Genomic DNA, 23,398 nt, shown 5'->3' with positions numbered 1-23,398 from the left:
GCTGGCGATGGACTAAAGTGCGCCGCGTTTATCCGGTGCACACGCGTTATCGTTAACGACCATCGCTGGCAAGCCAGCTCCCACAAAAGACCGCGCCGACGCGGAAAACTGTAGGAGCCAGCTTGCTGGCGATGGACTAAAGTGCGCCGCGTTTATCCGGTGCACACGCGTTATCGTTAACGACCATCGCTGGCAAGCCAGCTCCCACAAAAGACCGCGCCGACGCGGAAAACTGTAGGAGCCAGCTTGCTGGCGATGGACTCGAGTGCGCCACGTTCATCCAGCTCACACGCGTTATCGTTAACGACCATCGCTGGCAAGCCAGCTCCCACAGGGGACCGCGTCCACGCTGAAACTGTAGGAGCCAGCTTGCTGGCGATGGACTCAAGTGCGCCGCGTTAATCCAGATCCCACGCGTTATCGTTGACGACCATCGCTGGCAAGCCAGCTCCCACAGGGGACCGTGCCCACGCTGAAACTGTCGGATCGTCATGCAGTGATCTACTGTCAGTCATGGGCTTGGCGTCAATCTCCAGATTTGCGTTGAACTGCCGGGTTTCCAACCGACCTGTCTCGATGATCAGGGAACCGGACCTATGGCAAAAAATGCAAAAGCGGAATCCGAAAACCAGACGTTCACCGCGCAGCAAGCCGAGGTGCTGGACGAACCTGCTCCTGTTGGCGATATGAATCGCAATGGCCTCTGGCGTACATGGATCAGGGGCCGGACGCGCAAGCTGAGTCACTCGACCCAGTTTGTCATTGCCGCTGCGGTGATCCTGGGGCTGACCATGTTTTTCGTCGGCAATCTGGTGACTGTACGCATTGAAAGTGCCGCGGTTCATAGCGCAGCAGAAGCAGGCGCTCAGTACATGGATACGTTTCTGGAGCCCTTTGTGCAGGAGTTGAGCCGGGACAACACCCTCTCGGCAGCAAGTGTCCAGTCCCTGGACCGCCTCACGGAAAGTCGCTCGCTGAAACAGCACATTGTCTCGATCAAGATCTGGCGAGCAGATGGCACGGTGGTCTACAGCACGAACAAAGACATCACCAACGTTCAATTCCCATTGGATGAGATCGCCGAGGCACTGAAGGGCAAAGTGGTCACCGATCTTCAAGAACTGACCCAGGATGAGGACGCGTTCGAGCGCCAGCTCAACGTCCCGCTCTATGAAATCTACGCGCCCCTGCGGGATTCACGCTCCGGGAAAATCATCGCGGTGGGCGAATTCTATGAAAAGGCCGACAGCCTCAGGCGCGAGATCAATCGGGTCCGGGAAGAGGTATGGGGGGTCGTCGGCGCCGCGACACTGGCCATGCTGACCCTGCTTTTCTTCATCGTGCGACGCGGCGACAAGATTATCCAGCAACAGCAGGTGGCACTGCACTTGCGGCTGATCGAACAAACCCGTTTGCACATCAGCAATGCTGAACTCCAGCACAAGATGGCAACGGCTACCCAGGAGTTTTCCCGAGTCAACGAACTCACCTTGAGGCGCATTGGCGCAGACCTGCACGATGGGACCGCGCAGCTATTGACCTTGATTCTGATCCGGCTCGACGACCTGGCCGAAAACTGCACGGCGGTCGATCAGGAATCCCTGGAAACCATCCGTGCCGCCGCCACCGACGCATTGCGTGAGGTCCGCGATTTATCACGAGGCCTGGCACTTCCGGAAATCAACGACGTGAGCCTGGTGGAAGAGTTGCAACTGGTGGCGCAACGGCACGAGCAACGCACTGGCACCAAGGTCACATTGACCCTGGGGCAGCTACCGAAGGCCGCGCCATTGCCGCTCAAACTCTGTTTGTACCGGTTTGTGCAAGAAGCCCTCAACAACGCTTACCGGCACGCCAACGGCGAGGGCCAGGTCATCCTGGCGAAGTACATAGATGGCGTATTGAACATCAGCGTCAGGGACAGTGGTCCAGGCATGGCGGCGGACGCGATGCAGTTCGAGAAATCCGGTAGGACCCGATTGGGCCTCGCCGGTTTGCGTTATCGCGTCGAATCGCTGGGCGGGTTGTTCAGTATCGACTCCTGCGACGCGGGTACGTCGGTCAATGCGCAGTTCAAACTCTAGTCAGACGCCGCTTCGGCATCCATTGTCGCTTTCGCCGCGCCGATGTGAAGGTGCCCGATCGCTTCACGCTCCCGGTAGTGGCGCAGAGCCGTGACCGCTTCGACTCGATTTCGCGCGTTCAGCTTCTGCATCACGCAGCCCATGTGGTGCTTGACGGTTTTTTCGCTGATCAACAGCCTTTGCGCCACTTCCCTGTTGGTCAGCCCCTTGGACACTTCACGAATGACCTCCTCCTCGCGGTGGGTCAAATCGAACTTGCGGGTTTCCGCTTCGTGCTTGTTGATGTTGCTCAGCAGTTTGTTGGCAAACTCGGGGGTGATATACGATTCACCCTTGGCAACCGTCCTGATCGCCAGGACCAGTTCCGGCCCGCTGACACCTTTCAACACATACCCGCGCGCGCCGGCCTCCAGTGCCAGGAAGGCATCATCCTCGGACTCCGAAACCGTCAGCATCAGCACCCTCACATCCGACAGCTGTGTGCAAATGAACCGCACCGCGGCGAACACGTCGCCCGGCATATTGACGTCCATCAACATCACGTCCGGACGCTCCTTCTGCGCAATATCCATGGCCTCCTGCGCATTGGAACCTTGCTCCACGACCTGAAGATCCGCCCGTTTTCTCAACGTATTGGCAACGCCTTCACGCAACATCGGGTGATCGTCGGCAATGCCGATGCGAATGAATGGGCTCATGAGACGCTCCCGCAAGAATAAGCATTCGGATACACATTGATTAATAGCAGGGAACCCGCGAAGCCGCCGGTCATCAGTCGTATGTACCGGGCTCCAGGCGTCGGGATATCAGACTTAGGTCGGATGCAATCAGAACCGGAACAAACAAAAAGTCTTACAAAACACTTTATATTTATATTCCAACCATTTGTTTTTCATGTGTTTTAGCATAAAAAAACAGAGACTTTCATAAAATCCGGATCCGTCTTCATTCCGACCAGCAGTCGCCCTGCGACACTTGGGTACAGGCAACCACAGCACCCGGCATCACCAGCCCCTACGTCAAACGCGACAAATTTCCAACGTGGCGCGTAACCCGCCAGCGATACGGTTCTCCAGTCTGATCTGTCCACCCAGGCGATCGGCAATGGCCTTGACGATGGTCAGCCCCAACCCTGCCCCCTGATCGTTTGCGCGACTGTAGAACCGCTCGAAGAGCCGATCACGATCCTGCTCATCGATACCCGGCCCCTCATCTTCGACAGACAGTTCGTAGCCGTTTCTCTTTTCGACCAGCTTTACCGTGATCACTCCGTGCCGGGGGGAGAAATTCACCGCGTTGGTGACCAGGTTGTTCAAGGCAATGTCGATGGCCGCAGGGTCGACCCTCACAAGGCCGATGTTGTCGCCGACATCGAAAACCAATTCAAGATCCTGGTTCAACAACCAGGGTGTCAATTGAACCAGGCTGTCGCGAACCGTGGCTGCCAGGTCAATCGGTACAGGCGGTTGCGCGCCTGCTTGAGGCTCGATACGAGCCATCGTGAGCAATTGATTGACCAGCCGGCTGGTACGGTCAACCCCGGCAATCAAGTGCTCAAGCGACGCACGACGCTCCCCTTCACTCGCCGCTTCCATCAGGTTCTGCGCATGCACCCTGAGCACGGCCAGTGGTGTGCGCATTTCGTGGGCGGCATCCGCGATAAAACGTCGCTCACGTCCCATGACTTCCTGAATCTGCGCAAGCATACGGTTAAGGGCTGCCTGCATCGGCTCAAGCTCAGTAGGCAGCGGCGTCAATTGCAGGGGTTCGAGTGAACCGGGCTGCCTCGCCCGCAGTGTTGCAGCCATGTTGACCAGAGGTTTCAATCCCCAGCCGATGGCCAGCCAGAGCATGGCGGCCAGTATCAAACTCCCCAGAATGTTAGGCCACAAGGTGTGGCGTACGATGCGGTCCACCAGGTCCGTTCGCACGTCGTCCCGTTCCCCCACCCAGATGCGCAGGTTGTTCTGCTTGTCTTCAAGCAGGAAGGCGCGCCAGTGCCGGTTGTTCAGGTCGACGACATCGCTGAAGCCTGGTGTGACCGGGGGTTGGCTGAAGGACGGAGAACTGGCGGTATGTACCAGCACTTCATTCCTGGCATTCCAGACCTGAAACGCAATCTTCGTTTCATACGGATGCCCGTCGGCCCTGGGCGTCGCCTCGTTCAGGGCCTGGTTGAAAGCCCTGTACAGATCTGCGTGATCCTCGCTCACCATGGGCATACGCATGACGCCTTGCAGCAGGCGAGCATTCTGGGCCAGTTGGGCATCATAGACTTCGGCAATTTCATGGTTGCTGTCGTGCAGGTTCAGCACGCTGATCACCGCCAGACCTGCGAGCATCAGGCCAATGATCAGGGTCAGGGTGCGACGCCGGATCGAGGTCATCGACGCTCCTCCACCAGATAACCGATACCACGGACGGTGCGAATCAGATCGGTGGAGAGCTTCTTGCGCAGGTGATGGATGTGCACTTCCAGCGTGTTGCTTTCGGCCTCCTCGCTCCAGCCGTACAGCAACTGCATCAGATGATCGCGAGTCATTACCCGCCCCGGTGGCGAGAGCAGTTCGTGGAGCAACTGGTATTCCTTGGGTGTCAGGGCCACCGGTTCGCCCTTGTAGCTGACTTGCTGGGTGCCGGGGTTGAGGCTGATGCCCGCGTGCTCGATCAGCGATTGCCCACGCCCGGCGCTGCGCCGAAGCAACGCACGTAGGCGCGCCTTCAATTCTGCCAGGTCGAAGGGCTTGATCAGGTAGTCATCGGCGCCGGCATCCAGACCGGCGATGCGGTCTTCGGTGGCATCGCGCGCCGTCAGGATCAGCACCGGCAGGTTGGAGCCGCTGTCACGCAAGCGCCTGAGCACTTCGAGACCGTCCATGCGTGGCAGGCCAAGGTCGAGCACCGCCAGATCGAAGATTTCACTGCGCAGCGAGTGCAAGGCACTGTTGCCGTCCTGCGACCAGTCGACGGTATAACCTTCACGGCGCAGGGCCTGATGAATGCCCTCGCCGAGCGCCACGTCATCCTCTACGAGTAATAAACGCACAGGGTCTCCTGTCAGCCGAGTTTCTTGTTCACGTCCACCAACAACGCTTCGATCTCCTTGCGGCGCCCGGCATCGGCGCTCTCGCGGCCAGGTCGGGGCGCAGCCTGCAAGGCTTTTTGCAACGCTGCCCTGGCTTCGCCATAGCGCTTCTGACGGTAGAGGTGATCGCCCCAGAAGTACAGGCTGTCGATGCCGTTGGGGTTTATTTGCAATGCCAGCTTGAGCAACTGCTCGGCCTTGTCCGAATCGCCGAAACCGATGGGCCAGCCCGGTACGCGATCATACAGGGCCCCCAGACTGGTATAGGCTGAGCCTTGCAGGGCCTTGGGGTCCAGGGCCAGGGCTTTTTCCAGATCGGCTTTGGCATCCTTGACCTTGCTCAGCGCACCCAGCCCACCCTGGGCACCCGCCCAGCTACTGGTGACGATGCCAGACCAGATCCAGGCCTCCGCCACCGTTTGGCGCTCCAGCTTGAAGCTCGAAGCCTGGGTGGCCAGCTTCTCAAAAGCCGCGGTGCGTTGTCCCTCGGGCAACTCGTATTGAATGTGCGCCCAGCTTTGCTGGATACCGTTGAGACGCTGCTGGTCGGCAGCATCCAGCGCCCAAACACCCTGGCTCAATGCGCCCAGCAGCAGGCAAGCGATGATCTTTTTCATGGTTCGAGATTCTCCTGGTCGGGATTCTGGCTCAGGCGGCGGATCAGTGGCAGTTGTTTGCGCAAACCACGGTCCACCAGATGGGGCAGGAGGCTGTTCAGGCGTACAAAAAAACGCTCGGGCCAGCCCAGGTACAAGTCGCGACGGTCACCGGCAATGGCGTGAGTCACCGCGGCCGCCACGGTTTGCGGATCGTCGACATTGGTTTTGAGCGCATCATTGAGCGCTTGGGCTGCCGGGCTGTTCATGCCGGTACGGGTCGCTCGCGGAGCAACGTAGAGCACACTGACCCGGGTGTCCGCCAACTCTCGGCGCAGGGCTTCGGAGAACCCGCGCAGGGCAAACTTGGTGGCGCAGTAACTGGCGTAGCCTGGGTAGCCAATGGAGCCATAGGTCGAACCGACGTTGACCACCATGGCACTGTCGGCTTGCTTGAGCAGCGGCAACATCAGTTTTGTCAGGCACATCGGCGCACTGATGTTCACCGCGAGCATCGAATTGATCTCACTGTCGTCGAGCTGTTCGAGCATGGCGAAATGGTTGACCCCGGCGGCATTGATCAGCAGGTTGATGCCGCCGATGTTCTGGGCCCGCGCCAGCACCTCGCGGCGGTCGGAGAGCAACGTCAGGTCTGCACGGATCCAACACAGATTATTGGGATAAAGCTCGAGCAACGGCACCAGGGGCTCCCGATGGCGAGCCACGGCCAGCACCTGGGCACCACTGGCGCACAGTGCAGTGGCGATGGCCAGGCCGATGCCACCGCTGGCACCGGTCAACACGACGCGGGCTTCAGACAGACGCATGCAGGCTCTCCCCGTTACGCGGCAAGCCACGAAACATATCGGTGTAGAGCCGGTACACCACTTTGGAGGCATGAATGACGGCGGCCTGGTCTTGCGGGTCATCCAGCGTGTCCATCAGTCGACGGTAGGTCTGCATATGTTCGATATCCAGCGAGCCGTGGGAACTGAGGTAGCTGAAGGCGCTTTCCGGCAAGTCCAGGCGCTGGCGAATACTGTCCGCGGCATGGGTCGCCAGGGCGATGCTCGTGCCTTCGAGTACGTTGACCATGCCAAACAGTCCCACCGGATTGTCCCTGGCAATCAGGTCATAGAGGAAGCTGACCATCAGTTCGATCGGCAATGACGGGCGCCCGTCCCGTACAGCGTCCCTGTCACCGCCGCAGGCTTGAATGTCATTGAGTACCCATTGTTCGTGGCCGTATTCGTCCTCGATGTATTCACAGACCGCTTCGCGCAGCCATTCCAGACGCAATGGCAGGCGCGCACCACAGGCCATCATCAACGGCACGGTATGGCGCACGTGGTAATAGGCCTGTGCCAGAAAGGCCCGGTAACTTTCCAGGCTGACATCGCCCTGCAGCGCTTCACGGATGATCGGCAGGTTGAACAACTCATTGCGTTCTTGCTCAGTGGCTTGTTGCAAGGTGTCAAAAAAACTCATGGTGCGGATTCCTCGGAAAATGCAAATTCGGTCAATTGCCGTCGGTAGCGCTCGATGATGGCGTCACGGCGGGGCCGGCCATTGGCGGTGAGCAAACCGTTGGTGGCGGTAAAGGGTTGGTCGAGCCGACTCCAGTGGCGGACCTGGGCGTACTCGGGCAAGGCCTCGTTGGCCTGGGCCACGGCGGTGGCCAGCTGTTCGTCGGTACAGTCCGGGCGATGCGGCCAGAGCAGCGCATGGTTGTGGGGCATCGCCTCGCCATAGACGAAGGCCTGGGCGACAGGCCCGCGCTGAGTCAACTCGGCTTCCACCCACTCGGGGTTCACGTTGCGCCCGAAACTGGTCACGAACTGATGCTTCTTGCGTCCCTTGAGGTAGAGAAAACCTTCGGCGTCGAACTCGCCGAGATCGCCGCTAGGCAACCACTGGGCGGTGTGCGGCGCCTCTCCCAGATAGCCCAGCAAGGTTGAACCCTTGATCAGCACTTCTCCGTCATCCGCCAGGCGAATCTCCACATGGGGTAATGGCCGTCCGACACTGCCGGGGCGCCGTGCTTGCGGGCGATTGAGGCACACCACCGATGCGCATTCCGACAGCCCGTAACCCTCGTAGACCGGTACACCCACGCGTTGAGCCCGATACAGGAGATCTTCACTGACCCGGGCACCGCCCACGGCGGCAAAACGCAAGTGCTGTGGGCCGAAAGCCTTCTGCTCGGCAGCAGCGACCAGCATCAGCAACAACTGCGGCACCAGAACCAGGCTCTGAGGCGAGCGGCTGGCCAGGCATCCCAACAATTTCGGCACCTCCACACCGCTGGCGCCTGCAATCCCCAGGGTTTTCTGGCTGGGCAGGCTCAAGGTGGCCCCGGCATACAGTGCGGCGTAACAACCGATGTTCTCCAGCAAAATGGCCAGCGGCAGCAGCGCCAGGTGGTGTTGCGGGTCAGTGGGTTTGCTGGCCTGATCCAGCTCGCGAGCGACCCGCAGAATGCTGTCGGCACTCAGGCACACGCCCTTGGGTGTGCCTGTGGTGCCGGAGGTGAAGGTCAACTTGGCGGTGCCGTCAGGCATCCGGTTCGGGCCACTGAACGTGCGGTGCCAGAACTCGCCGCACTTCTGATATCCAGCGGCTTGCAGTTCGTCCTGCAATGGCGGTTCGGCAATGACGTGTTCGGACTGGCTTTGCTCCAGGCAATGCTTGCGTTGCGCCGGACTGAAAAACGGTGGCAAGGCTACGCAGGTCAAACCCTCGAACAGCGCGGCCAGGTCCCACAGCATGGCCTCGATACCATTGTCCAGTGCCAGGGCGACCACCCTGACCTCTTCATCGCGCAGGCGCTGCTGACGATAAATGACCTCGGCATAGAGCGTGGCGTAGTCGAGCTTGCGATGGTCGTCCCACAAGGCAAGGGCGTTGGCTTTTTGCTCTGAATGATTACGCAGGGTCTGTTTGAAATGCTCCATTTCAGGCGACATGGCAAGCCCCTTCAATGGAGGTTGGCAAACCCAGGCGACTGAACAGGCCGGTGTTGCGCAAATGAATGAAACCCGAGCGGATATTGCCGAAATGAACCCACGGCTTGCTTTCGTAGTAACTGCCCCAGGCGTGGCGGTCTTCGCCAAGACGCGCCGGGTCGGCAGCACACAGGGTCACGGGCTTCAAGCCAAGGCGATGAAAGCTATTGACCAGCCCCAGGTTTCCGGTGAAAGCGACCCACTCCAGCCCTCCCATGGCCAGCAGGTAGGTCATCGCGATGATGCTCATCCGTGCGCTGCCGGTGTCGCTGGCAGCCAGGTTGCCGACCTCGATGATGGCTGAGCGGCTTACGGTCTGGTCGGCCGCGGTACTGATCAGCGCATCGATCGCTTCGTCCAGGTAACCTTCCAGAAACAGCGGTCCGTCGCTCGCCAGACGCACGCCAACCACCGCACAAAGCGTGCCGCACGCATCGCTCATGCCAAACAGCTCCGGCATGAAGTGACGAACATCGGCACCGTGGGACCTGCGAAACCGTTGCTGGATAAAGGCTTCGAAGACACCCCTTTGCGGGGCGTCCGGCAAGGCCCTGACAAGATGCATCTGCTGTGCTTCGGTCAGGCCAAAGCGCAGTGGCAACTGAACGTTCCAGTTGAAATCGGACATTGAAAAACATCTCCCCGGATCAATTGGGGAGCAGTATCAAAGACAATTCTTAACGAAGTCTGAAGGTCACAAAACGATTCTTTTCAGTGGCCTTCTGATTGTCACCTGGCATGACCGGGGCCAGCCCGGGCGTCGACACTGCACCCGTATCCGCCCCGACAACCGGCAGACTGGTCGACAGGGGTACGCTCTGCGTGACGTTGGCCATCCGGGTGATTTCCACCTGCACCTTGTCCTTGCCGAGCAGGTAGTCGGCCAGCTTCTGCGAAAACGGCCAGTAGTTCAGGTCGGCCGTCAGGGTCAGCGGCCCGACGGCGTCGGCCGGCACCAGGAAGGAGAACTCCCCGATATCGTAGCCCTTGGGCAGAATGCGGTTGTCCGAGAGAATCTGCGTGGCATTCCAGACCTCGACGTCCAGCGGGTTGCCGTCCTTGTCGCCTATGTGCACTTTGAAATTTCGCGTGTTGATTTCGGTCTTGCCGTCCTTGATCGAACCCAGTCGGTAGATCTCGCGACCCGTGGCATCCAGCACCCGGAAATCGATCCACATCTCCCGTCCCTCCGGAAAGCCGGTCGGCAGCTTGTGCCCTGCGCCGACATTGGAAACCTTGACGGCGACCGAGGTGTATTGCCCGGCAACGATCGCTGCCGGCAATTGCTCGAAGGTTATTTCCCCCGCGCGCGCGAGCATGTTGCGAGCCCGTTGCGCGCCTTCCTCCTGACCGAGATGGTTGAGCATCATCGCGTTGGCCCCACTGAACCAATGCGAGGCGACCTCCTCGCGATCCGGCCCCATGATCGCAGCCTTACCCTTGAAACCCGGCATGTGGCAGCTCTGGCAGGTGATGTCGTTAAGGCTGTAGGTGCTCTCCTGCCATTCGTCATAGGTGCGCTCCACCGCCACGCTGCTGAACGGGTGCGTGACGTTGTGGCAGGTGCCGCAAAAGTCCGAGCGGGTGTGCAAGGCCGAGTACACCGTGTCGTGATAAGGCGAAACGGCGTCCTTGCGCGGGCCGAACTTGGTTGGTTTACCGTTTGCCCGCGGACTCAGAACATAGGCGCCGTTGTCCAGGCCCGTGCGGGCACTGATGTTGTGGCAGGTTTCGCAATCGACCCCGGGCATCGGAGTGTTCTTCGCGCTGTCTTCAACCGAGGAGCGATTGACTTGCGAAGTGATCTGCCCGGTCGTGAGACCGATAGGCGTATGGCAGCCGGTGCAGAAGTTATCGACCTTGCCCTCGGTGGCCGCACTCGCACGCTTGAGCAAGGCCCGATAGATGGGTTCATCCCAGGCCTGGGACATCATCGACGAGCGCCACTGTTTGTAGATCTCCGTATGACAAGCGCCACAGACCTGGGCATTGTCGAAGTCCTTCACATTCAAGACCAGGTTACCGGTGGTATTGGCCCGGTGCGGGAAGAACGGCATCCCGCCAGTCACATGCATGAGCCTGGAGCGTGCCGGCTCCAGCCACTTGTCATTGCTCTGATTGTCATTGCCCTGATTGTTATTGCTCTGGGGCTCGTCGGCCGCCACCAGCGTCACCGTCAGCAGGCAGGCCAGGAAGAACAAAAAACGGCGAGCCAGAGGTTTGAGCGCCAGGAACAACGGTATGAACAATGACGCCAGGGAAATGTTCAAGTCGACAATGGCCAGCTTGACCCCTGGCGGTACGTTGAACATTGCCATGTAAGACCCGGCGCTGATCGTCCATAGAACAATCAAGGCCGATAGCCCGTGCAGTGCTAACTGTGCACACGTTGGTCTGGTGTGGCTCATGGCATTTCCTCTGGACGGTTCGCAGAGGATGACTGCAGCACTTCTATTGAGTCGCCAAGGGTATTTCGTGATGCAAACCGATGGTTACGTGCAATCACTCAATGGGGGTACTTACAGTTCCACAGCTTGCCGACGCTGAACCTTTCATGAACGGGACACGCTCACTCAGCAATTACCCTGCCATTGCTGTAACAAAATATGAGCGAGGAGCGGAAGGTCCCTGCAAACATTCGTCGAAAGTTGCAATACCGTGCTGATGGAGTTGTGAATACTGCTGGGGAATAGCGCCCCGTTTGTGGGGACGCTCACACCGAAATCGGGGACCACTCACCGTCTTGAATCGATACCCCTTACTCCCTGTCTTTCGTCGTCCGGATGAGATTACCCCGTAACTTGACGATGGCCTTCTGCATTTGCACGAAGTCGTCAGGATCGAGGCCTGTTTGCGGGAAGCCGTCTTCGCGCAGGCCTTCACGCAGTGTTCGCCCCTCTTTTGTGAGATTGATCCGTACCTGGCGTTCGTCTTCCGGGTCGCGCTGGCGCAGCAAATAACCCATCGCTTCGAGCTTCTTCAGGATCGGCGTGAGGGTGTTGGATTCCAGAAACAGCTTTTCGCCAAGGCTGCCGACGGTCTGGTTGTCTTCTTCCCACAGCGCGACCAGGGTGATGTATTGCGTGTAGGTCAGGCCGAGCCGCTCGAGCATTGGCTTGTAGGCCTTGCCGAAGGCCAGGTTGGTGGAATAGACGGCAAAACACAGGAAGTCGGAGAGTTTGAGATCCAGCGCGGATGTCTTGTCGGTGTTTTTCATGGACGTTCTCAGGGGCAATCTTGCGAGACTGAAACTATACGTCGTACACGATGGTATCGGAAGTGCGCATAAACACCGACGGCCGGCTCACCGGGAAAATCCCCGTTGAGCCGGCCGTGCAGAGGGTCAGGCCGTCAGGACATTGATGTCGACATCAATGTTGCCGCGTGTGGCCTTGGAGTACGGGCAGATTGCATCGGCGTTGTGGGCCAATTCAGTCGCCACTCCATGATCCAGCCCCGGCACGCGCAACGTCAGTCGAGCCTGGAGGAAGTAAGCCGCGCCGGTCTGGCCCAGATCGACTTCAATGTCGACGGCCGTGTCGGTCGGCAGTGTCACCTTCATTTGTTGGGCAGCCAGCCCCACCGCTGCGATGTAGCAGGCCGACCACGCGCCGGCGAACAGTTGCTCGGCTTTCGGGTGCGGCTGGACGGCGGTCAGCACGTGTGCCGGTGTGTCGTTGCCGGGGGACGACAGCACGATGTCGAGGTTGCCGTTATGACCGCGCGACGTATTGCCTGCGCTGTTCTGGGTGGTGTGGGTTTTGCCGCTGGCCAGCACTTTTTCGATCTTGCTCATGATGATTCCCTCAAGATTACAATCAGTTAAGTTCGTATGCGCTTGCATCGTATGCGATATCAACGATGCGTCCGCACGTCACGCCGTGATCACGTTCAGGGCAACATCGATATTGCCGCGTGTCGCTTTGGAGTAAGGGCAGATGGAGTCGGCGATGTGCGCCAGTTCGGTCGCGACATCCTGTGCCAGCCCGGGCACGCGTAGGGTCAGTCGGGCCTGAAGGAAGTAGGCCGGACCAGTCTGGCCCAGGTCCACTTCAATGTCGACGGCCATGTCCGCCGGCAATACGATATTGCGTTCCTGGGCCACCAGCCCCACTGCTGCGGTGTAGCAGGCCGACCAGGCTCCGGCGAACAGTTGCTCGGCTTTCGGATGCGGCTGTGTGGCGGCAAAGACGTGGGCTGGCTGGGTGGAACCCGGTGACGACAGGACGATATCGAGGTTACCGTTGTGACCGCCGACATTGCTGCGGGTGGTGTGGGTTTTGCCGGTTGCCAGTACTTTTTCGATTTTGCTCATGGGGATTTCCTCAGGGCTTAAAGTTTGTACGATAATATCGCATGCGATGCATGTGGCATTCAAAAAGACAACGTTCGTCAATTGGCGTGCGCAACGATCCAGTTGTTGCCGTTATGGCCATGGGAAGCTTGAACGGTAGCGATCAACAGAGTGCGGCGGCTTCCGGTGTTCATGGCTGAATCTCCAAACGGCAAGGGTTGTTTTGTTTGCTATCGCATTCGACTATATCGCATGCGATGCATGAATACTCATCCAAAGCCCCAATGATGTCAAAGTTTATTTTATGCCTTGGCGATGAACGGCAGGTTCGCGACCGAGCGTGCTGCCCTGCCCCTCGCCGAATCAAGGGATGAGTGGACAACGTTCGGCCATGGACAAGGAACATAGATAGCGAAATATCTGTAGGAGCGAGCTTGCTCGCGAAAAACCTGAGAGCACCGCGGGGTGTCAGGCTCCCCGCATCATCGTTGACCTCCATCGCGAGCAAGCTCGCTCCTACAGTTATCGGTGTTCCCCGGAACTGCGTGAACACCCAATAAAAACCCCCTCACTGGGAGGGGGTCTGGTGTTTGCAGGGTTCTAACGGTTTAACCCGTCTTCACCTGGACTTTCGTCAGCTCATCGCGCAGGAATTCCAGCGAACAGCCAGGTAGTCTGTTCAGCCGGCGCTGCCGCGTTGCGATTGCGCGCCCACTGGGTCAGCGCCACCATCGTCGCAAAGCCGAGCACGATCAATACCGGATAGGCCATCAGCAATTCAGTCAGCGAGTATTTCCAGGCCAGCGGTCGACCGACACCGAGCATCGCGGCATACAGCCAGGAAACGCCCGACAGTGCACCAGAGAACAGGGCAAACATTCGCACATTGATAGGCAGATCAAGCAAGGAACCGGCCTTGAGCATGGCGGGCAATACATAGCGGTGCAACAGCATGCCGTTGAATGTCAGCAACAAGACAATAATGACTTTGGCTTGAAGTTTCGGGTTGGCAAAATAGGTCATCCCTTTATCAAGGTAATCAATGCCTATAATCGCCGCACCGGTGATCCACAAGAATAGCAACGCATTGGAAACAGACTTCTGAAGACTGGCCATATGATCATTATCGTGCCCGGACGATACACGGCCTTTCAATAAATCCTTGACCATTGCGACATCGCTGGCAAACACCAGACCAATGGCTACGCAGCATGCCAACAGGTGTACGTAAACAACTCCTAAACGCATAAACTCCATGGATTCTTTCTGGCCGAGCAGGCCGATCATTGTATTAATATCCACGCTTACATCTCCACTTATTGCGGCAGTGTGAATTGACCATGCCCCAGGCACGCGAATTAATATTCCACGCCTGCACAATCAAAGTTCACATTGATTGAAGCAACTAAAATAATTTGGGTATTACAAGAGAGAGCGACTCGCCCCGCGAGTCAGTGATGACGGCATACTATCACTCCAGGTCTCAGGTAAAAAAAATCCCCATGTGCATTCCATTCAATGCAGATGAGGTATACGTCCATTTTACTAGGGAGTGCAGTGCGAAGCTCAAGGGATCCGCCTGCTGGAAGATCAGAGCCCAGAATACCCCAATTGTTCATTTTTCGAACAAAAACCACGACAAACGGTACTGTCGACGCCCCCTCAAAAGGCCGGTTTCATTGGCTGAAACCACCGTTGCAAAGCGGCTGAATCGTTTCACTTTCCGTACCGGAAAAAAAAGCGGATTTCGCGCGGAACTCACACCGTTTGCCCCTGCAAACTGCGAAATTTGGCTCCCACGCAGCCGCGCCATTCAATGCTGGCAATACAGCATCCCGGAACGGAACTGCTACGCTTCAACAACGGCTTCGACTCTTTGCGAAACACCAGTGCAGGTCACCCTGAAGGCTGATGGAACAGTCGCATTAGCAGATCCTGTGCCCGAGGGAGTCAGCCTTCGTTGAGCAAAGGAGTGGGCATGCCCCCCCGCAAAAGCAAGGCTGCCGATGGCCTGGCAAAACAATCGGACGACAGCGCAGACGAGTCAGTCTTTCTCTCGCGCAAGGAGCGCCTGTTCGCAGGCGAGCAAATACGCGAACGCTTGCCCCATTCGGTTCACGGCGAATGGAAACCGCCGGGCAAACACCGCGACCCTATCGAACGCCTCGAAGAGTCCAACCGCTATCGACTGCCAAACCTGGTGCCGCTGCGCTACGGCCGGATGCTGCGCAGCCCGTTCACCTTTTTACGCGGTTCTGCGGGTTTGATGGCCCATGACCTGGCCACTACTCCAACCACAGGCATTGAGGTGCAAGCCTGCGGGGACTGTCACCTGATGAACTTCGGATTGTTCGCGACACCTGAGCGCAATCTGATTTTTGATATCAACGATTTCGACGAAACACTCCCTGCCCCCTGGGAATGGGACGTCAAACGCCTGGCAATCAGTTTTGTCGTGGCGGCACGCGATAACCGGCTCACCGATAAAGAGGCACGGGGCATTGCCGTCAAATGCGTTTGTGCTTACCGCGAGGGCCTGCGCAAATTCTCGAAAATGGGCCCGCTGGAGGTCTGGTATGACCGTCTGGATGCCCAAGCGATCATCGACATGGCGCCCAATGCCCAGATCAGGAAAATTCGCGAGCAAGTGGTGGCAAAGGCGAAGATGCGTCTGGGGGATTACCTCTACCCCAAGATCAGCAGCGAAGTCGGCGGTCGACGGCGACTGATCGATCAACCGCCCTTGCTTTTTCATGTGTACGAAAAGGACTTCAAGCAGCGAGTGCGTATCGCACTGCAGGAATATCGTTTGTCGCTGCCCCATGAACGACGTGTGCTCTTCGATCGGTACCGCCTCGAAGACGTTGCCGTCAAGGCTGTCGGCATTGGCAGCGTGGGTACCTACTGTTTCGTCGGCCTGTTCTTTTCTGCGGAAAACAACCCCTTGCTCCTGCAGTTCAAGGAAGCCTGCCCCTCGGTATTGGCGCCTTTTGCAGGCGACAGCGAATTCGAGAACCAGGGGCAGCGTGTGGTCACGGGGCAGCGGCTGATGCAGTCCTCCAGCGACATCTTTCTGGGCTGGACACGCGGACAAAATGGCCGGCATTTCTTTGTACGCCAGTTGCGCGACATGAAAATGTCAGCCCCCATCGAAGGCGTTTGCGCCGCAAGAATGAAGATGTACGCCGAGTGGTGCGGGCAAACCCTGGCCCGTGCCCATGCCAAATCCGGAGATGCCGCGCTCATCAGTGGCTACCTGGGCAAGACGGACTCCTTCGACCAGGCCATCGGCAAATTCTCCATTGCCTATGCCAATCAAAATGCGAAAGACCATGCCGCACTGCTGGCAGCAGAAAAGTCAGGGCGGATCCAGGCACTCAGGGAAGAAGAGTGATGAGGCCGATCCATCGCTCATGGGTCAATCAAAGTCAGTCATCAGGCACGGAAGCCTCAAGGGCCCCCGTGCCTGGTCAGCGGATGGGGCATACCGCAGATCAGCGCCCTTCCAGTTTTTTCACGACGTCGTCTGTGGTCATCACGCCGTTGGCGATGTAGCGGAAATTGACCAGCGCGCTACCGTACCCGTCGCCGTCAGGCAGCTTCGGGCCGGCGATGGCATCACGTACCACAACCACCTCGAAACCGCGCTCCAGAAACTCGCGAAGGTGCGATTCGACGCACAGGTTGGATGCCATGCCGGCCAGGATGATCTTGTCGATCCGCTGCTTGCGCAACTGCAGCATCAGGTCGTTGCTTTGCGGGCCATACAACTTGTGCGGTGAGGCGACGATAGTCTTGCCGTCTTCGATGAAAGGTTTGAACTCCTTCATGAAGTCGGCACCCGAATTGCGGAATCCATCCAGCGTCAGGGCGCCCTTGCGATCGAAGAGCCCCAGTTTGTGCTGCACGGTCTCCGCCGGCGCCTCGAACTCCCATTCATGATCGTGGGGATAGTAGTAGTGCGGCGAGATGGCTACCGTCGCTGCGGCCTGCTTGAACGCCGTGAAAAGCCGGCTCAGGTTCGGCACGAGGTTTTGCTCGGTAACGCTCTGTCCGAAGACCGACCAGCCCGCCCCCTCCGGGCTCATGAAGTCGATCTGCGGGTCGATAACGACCAGCGCGGTTCGACTGGAATCCCATTCGAAGGTGGAGGCCGGGAGCGCGGGTTTGGCCGGATCGGCGTAAGGGTTCTCTGCGGCGAAGCCAACGCCGGGGGCTATCAGGAAAGCCGACAGCAACGTGGCGCAGGAGATCATTCTCGCGGCTTGAATTGTGTTGAAGGTCATTTGCACGTCCTCAATGTGGGGGGGTGCATGTACGGTACGGCGAGAAGGCATCAGCAAATGGACATTAATCCCTGGATTTCGGCCGACAGGCGCAGCCATCTCGCGTGAGGTTTACGGGCTTGATGCGCGCCCCTGACCTTGCAGACGGCAAGCGCGTACCATGGCTCCCCTCCCATGCAGACTTTGGGCGCTCCGTTCATGCAACGTCACATCTGTTTCCTGGTCTACCCGGGGTTCGTACTGCTGGATTTGAGCGGCCCGCTCGAAGCCTTCTCCAACGCCAGCCGTGCGCGCCCCTCGGGCTATCGATTCACGGTCGCGTCCCTTGAAGGCGGATTGATCGAAGCTTCGAGCGGCGTGCAAGTCGCGACGCAAGCCCTGCAGGTTGTCGACCCGCTCGACACGCTCATCATCGTCGGCGCACCCACCGCCCCGATCGATGACAGGATGATGCCGATGGCAGCGGCGATACGGCAGATGTCCCCGCGCGCACGCCGCACTGCCAGCGTCTGCACGGGCGCCTTCCTGCTGGCCGAGAGCGGCCTGCTCGACGGTCGTGTCGCGACCACGCACTGGAACTACGCACCGCAATTGCAGGCACGCTATCCGGCGCTGCGTGTGGACGGTGATCGAATCTGGACCGAAGACGGCAATGTCTGGACGTCCGCCGGCATGTCGGCCGGCATCGACATGGCCCTGGCGATGATCGAGCAGGACCTGGGCAAGGAAGTGTCACGCGCTGTCGCACGCATGCTGGTGGTTTACTACCGGCGACCGGGTGGTCAGTACCAGTTCTCTTCGCTGCTGGATTTCGACCCGGGCTCGGACCGGATCCGCACGGTGCTGAGCTACGTGCGCGATCATCTGCGTGATGATCTGTCGGTTGAACGCCTGGCAGACGTTGCCCATATGAGCGTGCGCCAGTTTGGCCGCGTGTTCGCGGCATCGGTCGGGGTGACGCCGGCGAAAGCTATCGAGCGCCTGCGAATCGAGTCGGCACGGCCGCTGGTCGAAGACGGGCACCAGACGTTCGAGGAGATCGCCAGGTGCTTCGGATTCGGCGATGCCGATCACATGCTGCGCAGTTTCGTGCGAGTCGTCGGGCGCACGCCGCAGGAACTGCGGCGCAGCGCCCGTCTGGCCAAAGGGGCCGGGAACAAGGGCGATCCATTGCCCGCGTAAGCGCAGACGCGTACCTTGCGCAACAGAATCAGGCCAGCAACTGGTCGATCCACCGGACCTGGCGCGCGATGTCCTGCACCTTTTCCTCAGGCACGGCCCGCTGCGCCCCGGCAAATTGGCTCAGGGTCTTCTGCTTCTGGCGCAGCTTGCGCTGCCACTTGACCAGGAACGCCGGACTGCGGGCCTGCATCTGCAACGGACCGAAGTACAACTCTTGAGCGGTATAGATCACCGGCCCGGCGCGCTCGGCGACGATGATTTCGTAGTCGAAACGATTTTCCCGCAGCACTTCCTCGCAGAGGATGCGATAGCCATTTTCCATCAGCCACAGGCGCAGTGGCTGCTCGCCGCCGTTGGGTTGCAGGATCAGGCGCTCGTGCCCGCTCAGGTACGCCTTGCCGCTGTCGAGGATGTCGCGGATCGTTTCGCCGCCCATGCCGCAGAGGCTGATCGCCGTGATCCCGTCCCCCGGCAGGATTGCCGCCAGGCCGTTGGCCAGGCGCACGCTGATCCGTTGCTCCAGATCGTTCTCGTGCACGGTGCGTTCGGCGGCGCGGAACGGCGTCATCGCCACCTCCCCGGCCACCGCTGCCGTGATGGCGCCACGGCGCATCAATGCCACTGGCAGATAGCCGTGATCCGAGCCGATATCGGCCAGGCGCGCGCCGGCCGGCACGTGCGCCGCCACGCGTTCCAGGCGCATGGACAATGTCTGTTCGTTCAACTGCGGCCCCTTCTCACCACAAACGTCCGGCGCCTTTGGCCGGATCGGGGCGCGATTGTGTCGGGCAATGCCGTGCATTTCAAATTTATGCGACCAGGTTACAGCTCCCCTTCACGCGATCACGCCCGCATACACCGATCTGTCGACGTTTCCACCGGACAGGATGACCCCCACCCTTTTTCCCGACATGGCCTCACGCTCGGCCATGAGCGCCGCCAGCGCCGCCGCACCGGCCCCTTCCGCCAGGTTGTGGGTATCGGTGTAATACACGCGCATGGCCTCGGCTATCTGCGCGTCACTGACTGCAACGATTCGCGTCGCACCTGCCACATAGACGGCAAAGGCTTCAGGCACCGGCTTGCGTACGGCCAGGCCGTCGGCGAAGGTGGTCGCCGAGGCCGTTTCGCACAGGGTTCCGGTGTCGAACGATAACTGTGCGGCCGCCGCCTCTGTGGAAACCACGCCCACCACCCGGGTGTCCAGGCCCAGTGCATCGCGAGCGGCGATCACGCCACAAATCCCCGATCCACAGCCAATCGGTACATAGACGGTATCCAGATCCGGCGCGGCGTTGAACAGCTCCAGCGCATAGGTGGCCACCCCCTTGACCAGTTCGGTGTGAAACGGCGGCACCAGGAACAGGTCGTGCTCCTGCGCAAGCCGTGCTGCCTCTTCACGGGCCTCATCGAAATCGCGCCCATACTCGACCACTTCAGCGCCAAAGCCGCGCATGGCGTTGTTCTTTTCCACCGAGTTGCCTTGCGGCACGACGATCAGCGCCCGCAAACCCAGTGCGCCAGCCGCCAGTGCAAGGCTCTGGCCATGGTTGCCGCGGGTCGCGCTGACAATGCCCTTCACGCCCGGATGCTCGTGTTTGAGCCAATGCATGAACGTGATGCCGCCGCGCACTTTGAAAGCACCGGTAGGCGTGTGATTTTCGTGCTTGACCCACACTGTGCAACCCAACCGCCTGGCCAGCAAGGGCCAAGGGTACTGGGCGGTGGCGGGCATGACCTGGTAAACGTGGCGTGCGGCCTGTTCGATGTCGTCGCGAGTCAGTGTGTGCATGAGTTGTCTCCCCCGGGATTTTGCCCAGTCTGAACAGCGGCGCAGTACGCAGGCTTTCAAAAAACCGACCTGACTTTTGTGCCCTCTCTTCACTACTATGGTGCTCATGAGCCATCGAAACCGTCTGCATCCACCCCTGCTGTCCGAACCGGTCCGCCGTATCGAGGCCGGCCCCTGGGCGATCGAATTGCTCCCCGGCTGCGCCTACGCGACCCGATACGTAGCGACCCAGGTAGGCATCGGCTTTGCCTTCGACAGCCAGCGAGGCCTGCACGCGATCGGCAGCGACCGGGTACAACCCTTCGATGCCCTGCCCAACGGCCTGGCGTTCGTTCCGGCGGGGTGTGACGTGTTGTCCGAATCGCCCAAGGGCGGTGAATACCTGCGGGTGATACGCACCGACGGTATGGCGTTGCAGGGCCATCGCGCCTTCAACAATCGCATCGACCGGCAAGCCACGGCCCTCGCATGGCGAATGCGCGCAGCGCTGTTGCACGCTTGCGTGGAGGACGATTGGGAGGCCTGGGCACTGGCATTGTCCGAGCGGGCGACGGCCAGCGAAGGCGTATCGACACCGCCCCATGGCTCTATAACCGGCAGCCGGATGCGCTTGCTCGATGAATTCATTGACGCGGGCCTCGATGGTCCGTTGAGCGTACCGGCGATGGCGGGCCTGCTTGGCTTGTCCGAAGGCTATTTCATGCGGGCCTTCAAAAACGCCACCGGCAAAAGCCCCCACGCTTACCTGATCGACCGACGCCTGGCCAGGGCCCGCGCCTTGATGCGCGACTCGACCGCCACCCTGGCTGAAATCGCCTACGCCTGCGGTTTCAATTCCCAGGCGCACATGGCGACCACCTTCAGGCAACGCCTCGGCGTGAGTCCGGTGCAATTGCGTCAAAAATGAAACGACAGGAAAATCAACGGTTGCGTGCGGGCAGCATGCCCTTGAGCACATCATCCTTTTCAACGAAGTGATGCTTGAGCGCAACCAGCAGATGGCCACCTACCAGGGCGCCACACAACCACGCCATGTAGGTGTGAACCGACTTTGCCAGATCGTACAGGCTCTGATCGGGGTCAACGATTGGCGGGAGCACGAACAGCGCCGCCACCATGACGGGTTTGTCGGCGACCGAGCTCCAGTACCAGCCGGACAACGGCAGCCCGATCAAGGCCACGGCGTACAGCAGCACATGCCCGACCAGCGCACCACGCTTCATCGTCGGGCTCATCGATTCGGGTAGCGCCGGTGCCGGGTGACTCAATCGCCAGGCGATACGCACGACGATGAGAAATAGCAGCGTGCTGGCCATCGCCTTGTGCACGTAGGTGAGTTCATGGTGGGCATTGAATTCGTCGCGCCAATGCGTCGCCACAATTCCGATGACCCAGGCACCCAACCAGATCAGGGCCATGCCCCAATGCAGCCACTTGGCTGTACCGGTATAACTTCCTTCCTTCGCCATCAAGCTGCCCTTCCCGTCACTTTTGAAGGCGGATTATCGCGACATGGCGTTATCGGAAAAAACAGTGAAATCCTGCTTAAACATATCGAAATGATCGATATCTCTCGTGTTTAGCCTTCGATCGGACATGCCGAAATCGCCCCCTGTGGCCGGTGGTCGTTGCATGTCGATTGTCGCCGGCGTTTGGCTAAGCTTATTGAATCAGGGCGACCTGAAACCCCGGGACTGCGGACATCAACGGATCTGTATTGGCATCAAGACGGTACGCTCAAAGGAGACGACCATGTATGCGGTGATAAGAACCTACCTGGGTACTGGAGCCAAGCAGCTATTCGAGCTTCTGGAAGAGCGCAGCGTCGACATCGAAGCGACCTTGCGGACAGTACCTGGCCTCGTTAGCTACACACTGCTCAACACCGGTGATGGTGGTACTTCGATCACTGTTTGCATGGACAAGGCCGGCAGTGATGCGAGCCTGAAAGTTGCGCGTGAGTGGATTCAGAAAAACACTTCGCATATCCACGCGAACCCGCCGATCGTGACGGAAGGTCCGGTCATAGTGCAGATCAACTAGCGACCGGCCCGCAGGGAGGCGAGTGCTATACTTTTTTTCAGATTGCATGAAGTGTGCAACCCAGGTTGACCGCTGCCGGACAAAGGAGGTCTACAGCAAACGCGAGTCGGGAGGTGTGGCATGAATCGGCACTATTACATCAGTGACAATCTCAACGATCTGGAAAACGTTGAATATGAACTGGAAGCCAGCGGCATCAATTCCGAACAGATTCATGTGCTCAGTCAAAACGTTGCCGATGTCGAACAACATCACCTGCACGAGGTCAACTCGTTAATGGAACAGGATGCTGTTCACTCGGGTGAGATTGGCGCGGTGATCGGTTTGCCACTGGCGGCACTGGTTCTGGGTGGCGCCTATTGGATGGGCTGGACCGAATCCGCCGCAGGCTGGATGCCCTTTATCTTCCTTTCCATTGTCATTTTGGGCTTCTGTATCTGGGAAGGCGGTTTTTTCGGGTTCCAGGTGCCGAACACTCACTTCCGCAATTTCAAGCAGGTAGTCAGCGAGGGCAAACATATCTTCTTCGTCGATGTCGAGCCGAACCAGGAATCGATACTGGATCAGGTCATCAACCAACATCCAAAGCTGACGATCGCCGGTACTGGAGCGGCAGCTCCCCATTGGACAGTGGCCTGGCAGCACAAATGGCATCAGTTCAAGCGAGTGATATCGGGTTAGCGCCTGGAGACTCAAGGCCATCCGAAAACTGCTTACTGACCAAAGAAAATGACCCGGCTGAGGAAAATGTAGTCAGCCTCGGTGGCCATTAGCCCGACGAGCACCAGCAAACACAAAGGTGGTACCAATATGGCGTAGACCATCGCCAGCCGCTCCCAGGCCATATGCATGAAGATGGAGACAATCAAACCTGCCTTCAACAGCATGAAAATGATGATCAGGGACCACCGAAGGTAGCCATGGAAGTGGAAATAGTCGACCAGGTACGACAGCGTGCTGAGGACGAATAACAGCCCCCAGATTTTAAGGTACAGACTGATTGGATGTTGCTGACCCTGAGCATGTTCCAT

At 59.0% G+C, this 23,398-nt stretch carries 24 protein-coding genes; 6 read left to right on the top strand and 18 right to left on the bottom strand.

The window, feature by feature from the left end; genetic code table 11:
- The first annotated feature begins 596 nt into the window (after positions 1-596).
- A complete protein-coding gene (locus AC3WN7_RS20480; RefSeq protein ID WP_102674758.1) occupies positions 597-2,084 on the top strand; it encodes a sensor histidine kinase in 1,488 nt (495 codons plus the stop codon).
- On the opposite strand, the gene AC3WN7_RS20475 is transcribed toward AC3WN7_RS20480, so the two are convergent.
- The 13 genes from AC3WN7_RS20475 to AC3WN7_RS20415 all read right to left on the bottom strand — a co-directional run bounded on the left by AC3WN7_RS20475 (position 2,081) and on the right by AC3WN7_RS20415 (position 14,351).
- Positions 2,081-2,782, bottom strand: a complete 702-nt coding sequence (locus AC3WN7_RS20475; RefSeq protein WP_095966047.1) for a response regulator — start codon at positions 2,780-2,782, stop codon at positions 2,081-2,083. The two genes, AC3WN7_RS20480 and AC3WN7_RS20475, sit on opposite strands and share 4 nt — an antisense overlap.
- Positions 2,783-3,103: 321 nt before the next feature.
- On the bottom strand, positions 3,104-4,471 hold the full coding sequence (locus AC3WN7_RS20470; RefSeq protein WP_102674759.1) for a sensor histidine kinase: 1,368 nt from the start codon (positions 4,469-4,471) through the stop codon (positions 3,104-3,106).
- The gene (locus tag AC3WN7_RS20465) at positions 4,468-5,130 is read right to left on the bottom strand and encodes a response regulator (RefSeq protein WP_102674760.1); all 663 of its coding nucleotides are present in this window, start codon (positions 5,128-5,130) and stop codon (positions 4,468-4,470) included. Before AC3WN7_RS20465 ends, AC3WN7_RS20470 begins: the two co-directional genes overlap by 4 nt.
- 11 nt (positions 5,131-5,141) lie before the next feature.
- Positions 5,142-5,786, bottom strand: a complete 645-nt coding sequence (locus AC3WN7_RS20460; protein ID WP_102674761.1) for a tetratricopeptide repeat protein — start codon at positions 5,784-5,786, stop codon at positions 5,142-5,144.
- Complete coding sequence (locus AC3WN7_RS20455) at positions 5,783-6,592, bottom strand: SDR family oxidoreductase (protein WP_102674762.1); 810 nt, start codon at positions 6,590-6,592, stop codon at positions 5,783-5,785. Before AC3WN7_RS20455 ends, AC3WN7_RS20460 begins: the two co-directional genes overlap by 4 nt.
- Positions 6,579-7,253, bottom strand: coding sequence for an iron-containing redox enzyme family protein (locus AC3WN7_RS20450; protein WP_102674763.1), 675 nt, complete (start codon positions 7,251-7,253; stop codon positions 6,579-6,581). The genes AC3WN7_RS20455 and AC3WN7_RS20450 overlap by 14 nt, the downstream gene beginning before the upstream one ends.
- Positions 7,250-8,731: an AMP-binding protein gene (locus tag AC3WN7_RS20445; RefSeq protein ID WP_102674764.1), complete on the bottom strand. Its 1,482-nt coding sequence runs from the start codon at positions 8,729-8,731 to the stop codon at positions 7,250-7,252. Before AC3WN7_RS20445 ends, AC3WN7_RS20450 begins: the two co-directional genes overlap by 4 nt.
- Entirely contained in the window at positions 8,721-9,398 is a 678-nt protein-coding gene (locus AC3WN7_RS20440) for a thermostable hemolysin (protein WP_095966040.1), read from the bottom strand. Before AC3WN7_RS20440 ends, AC3WN7_RS20445 begins: the two co-directional genes overlap by 11 nt.
- 49 nt (positions 9,399-9,447) lie before the next feature.
- Positions 9,448-11,178, bottom strand: a complete 1,731-nt coding sequence (locus tag AC3WN7_RS20435; RefSeq protein ID WP_102674765.1) for a multiheme c-type cytochrome — start codon at positions 11,176-11,178, stop codon at positions 9,448-9,450.
- Positions 11,179-11,528: 350 nt separating this feature from the next.
- A complete protein-coding gene (locus AC3WN7_RS20430) occupies positions 11,529-11,987 on the bottom strand; it encodes a MarR family winged helix-turn-helix transcriptional regulator (protein WP_102674766.1) in 459 nt (152 codons plus the stop codon).
- Positions 11,988-12,113: 126 nt separating this feature from the next.
- Positions 12,114-12,566, bottom strand: a complete 453-nt coding sequence (locus tag AC3WN7_RS20425; protein WP_095966037.1) for an Ohr family peroxiredoxin — start codon at positions 12,564-12,566, stop codon at positions 12,114-12,116.
- Between the two features lie 78 nt (positions 12,567-12,644).
- Positions 12,645-13,085, bottom strand: coding sequence for an Ohr family peroxiredoxin (locus tag AC3WN7_RS20420; RefSeq protein ID WP_095966036.1), 441 nt, complete (start codon positions 13,083-13,085; stop codon positions 12,645-12,647).
- 618 nt (positions 13,086-13,703) lie between these two features.
- The gene (locus tag AC3WN7_RS20415; RefSeq protein WP_102674768.1) at positions 13,704-14,351 is read right to left on the bottom strand and encodes a hypothetical protein; all 648 of its coding nucleotides are present in this window, start codon (positions 14,349-14,351) and stop codon (positions 13,704-13,706) included.
- Between the two features lie 691 nt (positions 14,352-15,042).
- On the opposite strand from AC3WN7_RS20415, the gene AC3WN7_RS20410 reads away from it, so the two are divergent.
- Positions 15,043-16,458 carry a DUF2252 domain-containing protein gene (locus AC3WN7_RS20410; protein ID WP_207258407.1) on the top strand — a complete coding sequence of 472 codons (1,416 nt, stop codon included), beginning with the start codon at positions 15,043-15,045 and terminating at the stop codon, positions 16,456-16,458.
- Between the two features lie 100 nt (positions 16,459-16,558).
- Here the strand turns inward: AC3WN7_RS20410 and AC3WN7_RS20405 are convergent, their stop codons facing one another.
- Positions 16,559-17,350, bottom strand: coding sequence for a cysteine hydrolase family protein (locus tag AC3WN7_RS20405; RefSeq protein ID WP_173862109.1), 792 nt, complete (start codon positions 17,348-17,350; stop codon positions 16,559-16,561).
- 198 nt (positions 17,351-17,548) lie between these two features.
- Between AC3WN7_RS20405 and AC3WN7_RS20400 the strand changes: the two genes are divergently transcribed.
- Positions 17,549-18,532 (top strand): GlxA family transcriptional regulator, encoded by a 984-nt coding sequence (locus tag AC3WN7_RS20400; RefSeq protein ID WP_095966210.1) that lies wholly within the window; start codon positions 17,549-17,551, stop codon positions 18,530-18,532.
- A 28-nt stretch (positions 18,533-18,560) separates the two neighbouring features.
- Here the strand turns inward: AC3WN7_RS20400 and AC3WN7_RS20395 are convergent, their stop codons facing one another.
- A complete protein-coding gene (locus AC3WN7_RS20395; RefSeq protein ID WP_310650744.1) occupies positions 18,561-19,256 on the bottom strand; it encodes a tRNA (adenine(22)-N(1))-methyltransferase in 696 nt (231 codons plus the stop codon).
- Positions 19,257-19,367: 111 nt separating this feature from the next.
- Positions 19,368-20,324: a threonine dehydratase gene (locus AC3WN7_RS20390; RefSeq protein ID WP_102674770.1), complete on the bottom strand. Its 957-nt coding sequence runs from the start codon at positions 20,322-20,324 to the stop codon at positions 19,368-19,370.
- 97 nt (positions 20,325-20,421) lie between these two features.
- Between AC3WN7_RS20390 and AC3WN7_RS20385 the strand changes: the two genes are divergently transcribed.
- Complete coding sequence (locus AC3WN7_RS20385) at positions 20,422-21,231, top strand: helix-turn-helix transcriptional regulator (protein ID WP_102674771.1); 810 nt, start codon at positions 20,422-20,424, stop codon at positions 21,229-21,231.
- Between the two features lie 13 nt (positions 21,232-21,244).
- On the opposite strand, the gene AC3WN7_RS20380 is transcribed toward AC3WN7_RS20385, so the two are convergent.
- Positions 21,245-21,793 (bottom strand): cytochrome b, encoded by a 549-nt coding sequence (locus tag AC3WN7_RS20380; protein ID WP_102674772.1) that lies wholly within the window; start codon positions 21,791-21,793, stop codon positions 21,245-21,247.
- A gap of 283 nt (positions 21,794-22,076) precedes the next feature.
- On the opposite strand from AC3WN7_RS20380, the gene AC3WN7_RS20375 reads away from it, so the two are divergent.
- Both AC3WN7_RS20375 and AC3WN7_RS20370 read left to right on the top strand, forming a co-directional pair.
- The gene (locus AC3WN7_RS20375) at positions 22,077-22,367 is read left to right on the top strand and encodes a hypothetical protein (RefSeq protein ID WP_095966030.1); all 291 of its coding nucleotides are present in this window, start codon (positions 22,077-22,079) and stop codon (positions 22,365-22,367) included.
- A 120-nt stretch (positions 22,368-22,487) separates the two neighbouring features.
- Positions 22,488-23,048 (top strand): hypothetical protein, encoded by a 561-nt coding sequence (locus AC3WN7_RS20370; protein WP_102674773.1) that lies wholly within the window; start codon positions 22,488-22,490, stop codon positions 23,046-23,048.
- A 32-nt stretch (positions 23,049-23,080) separates the two neighbouring features.
- Here the strand turns inward: AC3WN7_RS20370 and AC3WN7_RS20365 are convergent, their stop codons facing one another.
- Positions 23,081-23,398: a cytochrome C oxidase subunit IV family protein gene (locus AC3WN7_RS20365; RefSeq protein WP_095966028.1), complete on the bottom strand. Its 318-nt coding sequence runs from the start codon at positions 23,396-23,398 to the stop codon at positions 23,081-23,083.

The sequence above is a fragment of the Pseudomonas sp. FW305-70 genome (assembly GCF_058783925.1).
Note: the sequence above shows the minus strand (reverse complement) of the source record. Positions and strands in the feature narration are given on the sequence as shown.

Excerpts from the sequence above, each read along its gene's own strand:
- AC3WN7_RS20480 (WP_102674758.1), top strand. The coding sequence starts at position 597 with ATGGCAAAAAATGCAAAAGCGGAATCCGAAAACCAGACGTTCACCGCG.
- AC3WN7_RS20475 (WP_095966047.1), bottom strand. The coding sequence starts at position 2,782 with ATGAGCCCATTCATTCGCATCGGCATTGCCGACGATCACCCGATGTTG.
- AC3WN7_RS20470 (WP_102674759.1), bottom strand. The coding sequence starts at position 4,471 with ATGACCTCGATCCGGCGTCGCACCCTGACCCTGATCATTGGCCTGATG.
- AC3WN7_RS20460 (WP_102674761.1), bottom strand. The coding sequence starts at position 5,786 with ATGAAAAAGATCATCGCTTGCCTGCTGCTGGGCGCATTGAGCCAGGGT.
- AC3WN7_RS20455 (WP_102674762.1), bottom strand. The coding sequence starts at position 6,592 with ATGCGTCTGTCTGAAGCCCGCGTCGTGTTGACCGGTGCCAGCGGTGGC.
- AC3WN7_RS20450 (WP_102674763.1), bottom strand. The coding sequence starts at position 7,253 with ATGAGTTTTTTTGACACCTTGCAACAAGCCACTGAGCAAGAACGCAAT.
- AC3WN7_RS20445 (WP_102674764.1), bottom strand. The coding sequence starts at position 8,731 with ATGTCGCCTGAAATGGAGCATTTCAAACAGACCCTGCGTAATCATTCA.
- AC3WN7_RS20440 (WP_095966040.1), bottom strand. The coding sequence starts at position 9,398 with ATGTCCGATTTCAACTGGAACGTTCAGTTGCCACTGCGCTTTGGCCTG.
- AC3WN7_RS20435 (WP_102674765.1), bottom strand. The coding sequence starts at position 11,178 with ATGAGCCACACCAGACCAACGTGTGCACAGTTAGCACTGCACGGGCTA.
- AC3WN7_RS20430 (WP_102674766.1), bottom strand. The coding sequence starts at position 11,987 with ATGAAAAACACCGACAAGACATCCGCGCTGGATCTCAAACTCTCCGAC.
- AC3WN7_RS20425 (WP_095966037.1), bottom strand. The coding sequence starts at position 12,566 with ATGAGCAAGATCGAAAAAGTGCTGGCCAGCGGCAAAACCCACACCACC.
- AC3WN7_RS20420 (WP_095966036.1), bottom strand. The coding sequence starts at position 13,085 with ATGAGCAAAATCGAAAAAGTACTGGCAACCGGCAAAACCCACACCACC.
- AC3WN7_RS20415 (WP_102674768.1), bottom strand. The coding sequence starts at position 14,351 with ATGATCGGCCTGCTCGGCCAGAAAGAATCCATGGAGTTTATGCGTTTA.
- AC3WN7_RS20410 (WP_207258407.1), top strand. The coding sequence starts at position 15,043 with ATGCCCCCCCGCAAAAGCAAGGCTGCCGATGGCCTGGCAAAACAATCG.
- AC3WN7_RS20405 (WP_173862109.1), bottom strand. The coding sequence starts at position 17,350 with ATGACCTTCAACACAATTCAAGCCGCGAGAATGATCTCCTGCGCCACG.
- AC3WN7_RS20400 (WP_095966210.1), top strand. The coding sequence starts at position 17,549 with ATGCAACGTCACATCTGTTTCCTGGTCTACCCGGGGTTCGTACTGCTG.
- AC3WN7_RS20390 (WP_102674770.1), bottom strand. The coding sequence starts at position 20,324 with ATGCACACACTGACTCGCGACGACATCGAACAGGCCGCACGCCACGTT.
- AC3WN7_RS20385 (WP_102674771.1), top strand. The coding sequence starts at position 20,422 with ATGGTGCTCATGAGCCATCGAAACCGTCTGCATCCACCCCTGCTGTCC.
- AC3WN7_RS20380 (WP_102674772.1), bottom strand. The coding sequence starts at position 21,793 with ATGGCGAAGGAAGGAAGTTATACCGGTACAGCCAAGTGGCTGCATTGG.
- AC3WN7_RS20375 (WP_095966030.1), top strand. The coding sequence starts at position 22,077 with ATGTATGCGGTGATAAGAACCTACCTGGGTACTGGAGCCAAGCAGCTA.
- AC3WN7_RS20370 (WP_102674773.1), top strand. The coding sequence starts at position 22,488 with ATGAATCGGCACTATTACATCAGTGACAATCTCAACGATCTGGAAAAC.
- AC3WN7_RS20365 (WP_095966028.1), bottom strand. The coding sequence starts at position 23,398 with ATGGAACATGCTCAGGGTCAGCAACATCCAATCAGTCTGTACCTTAAA.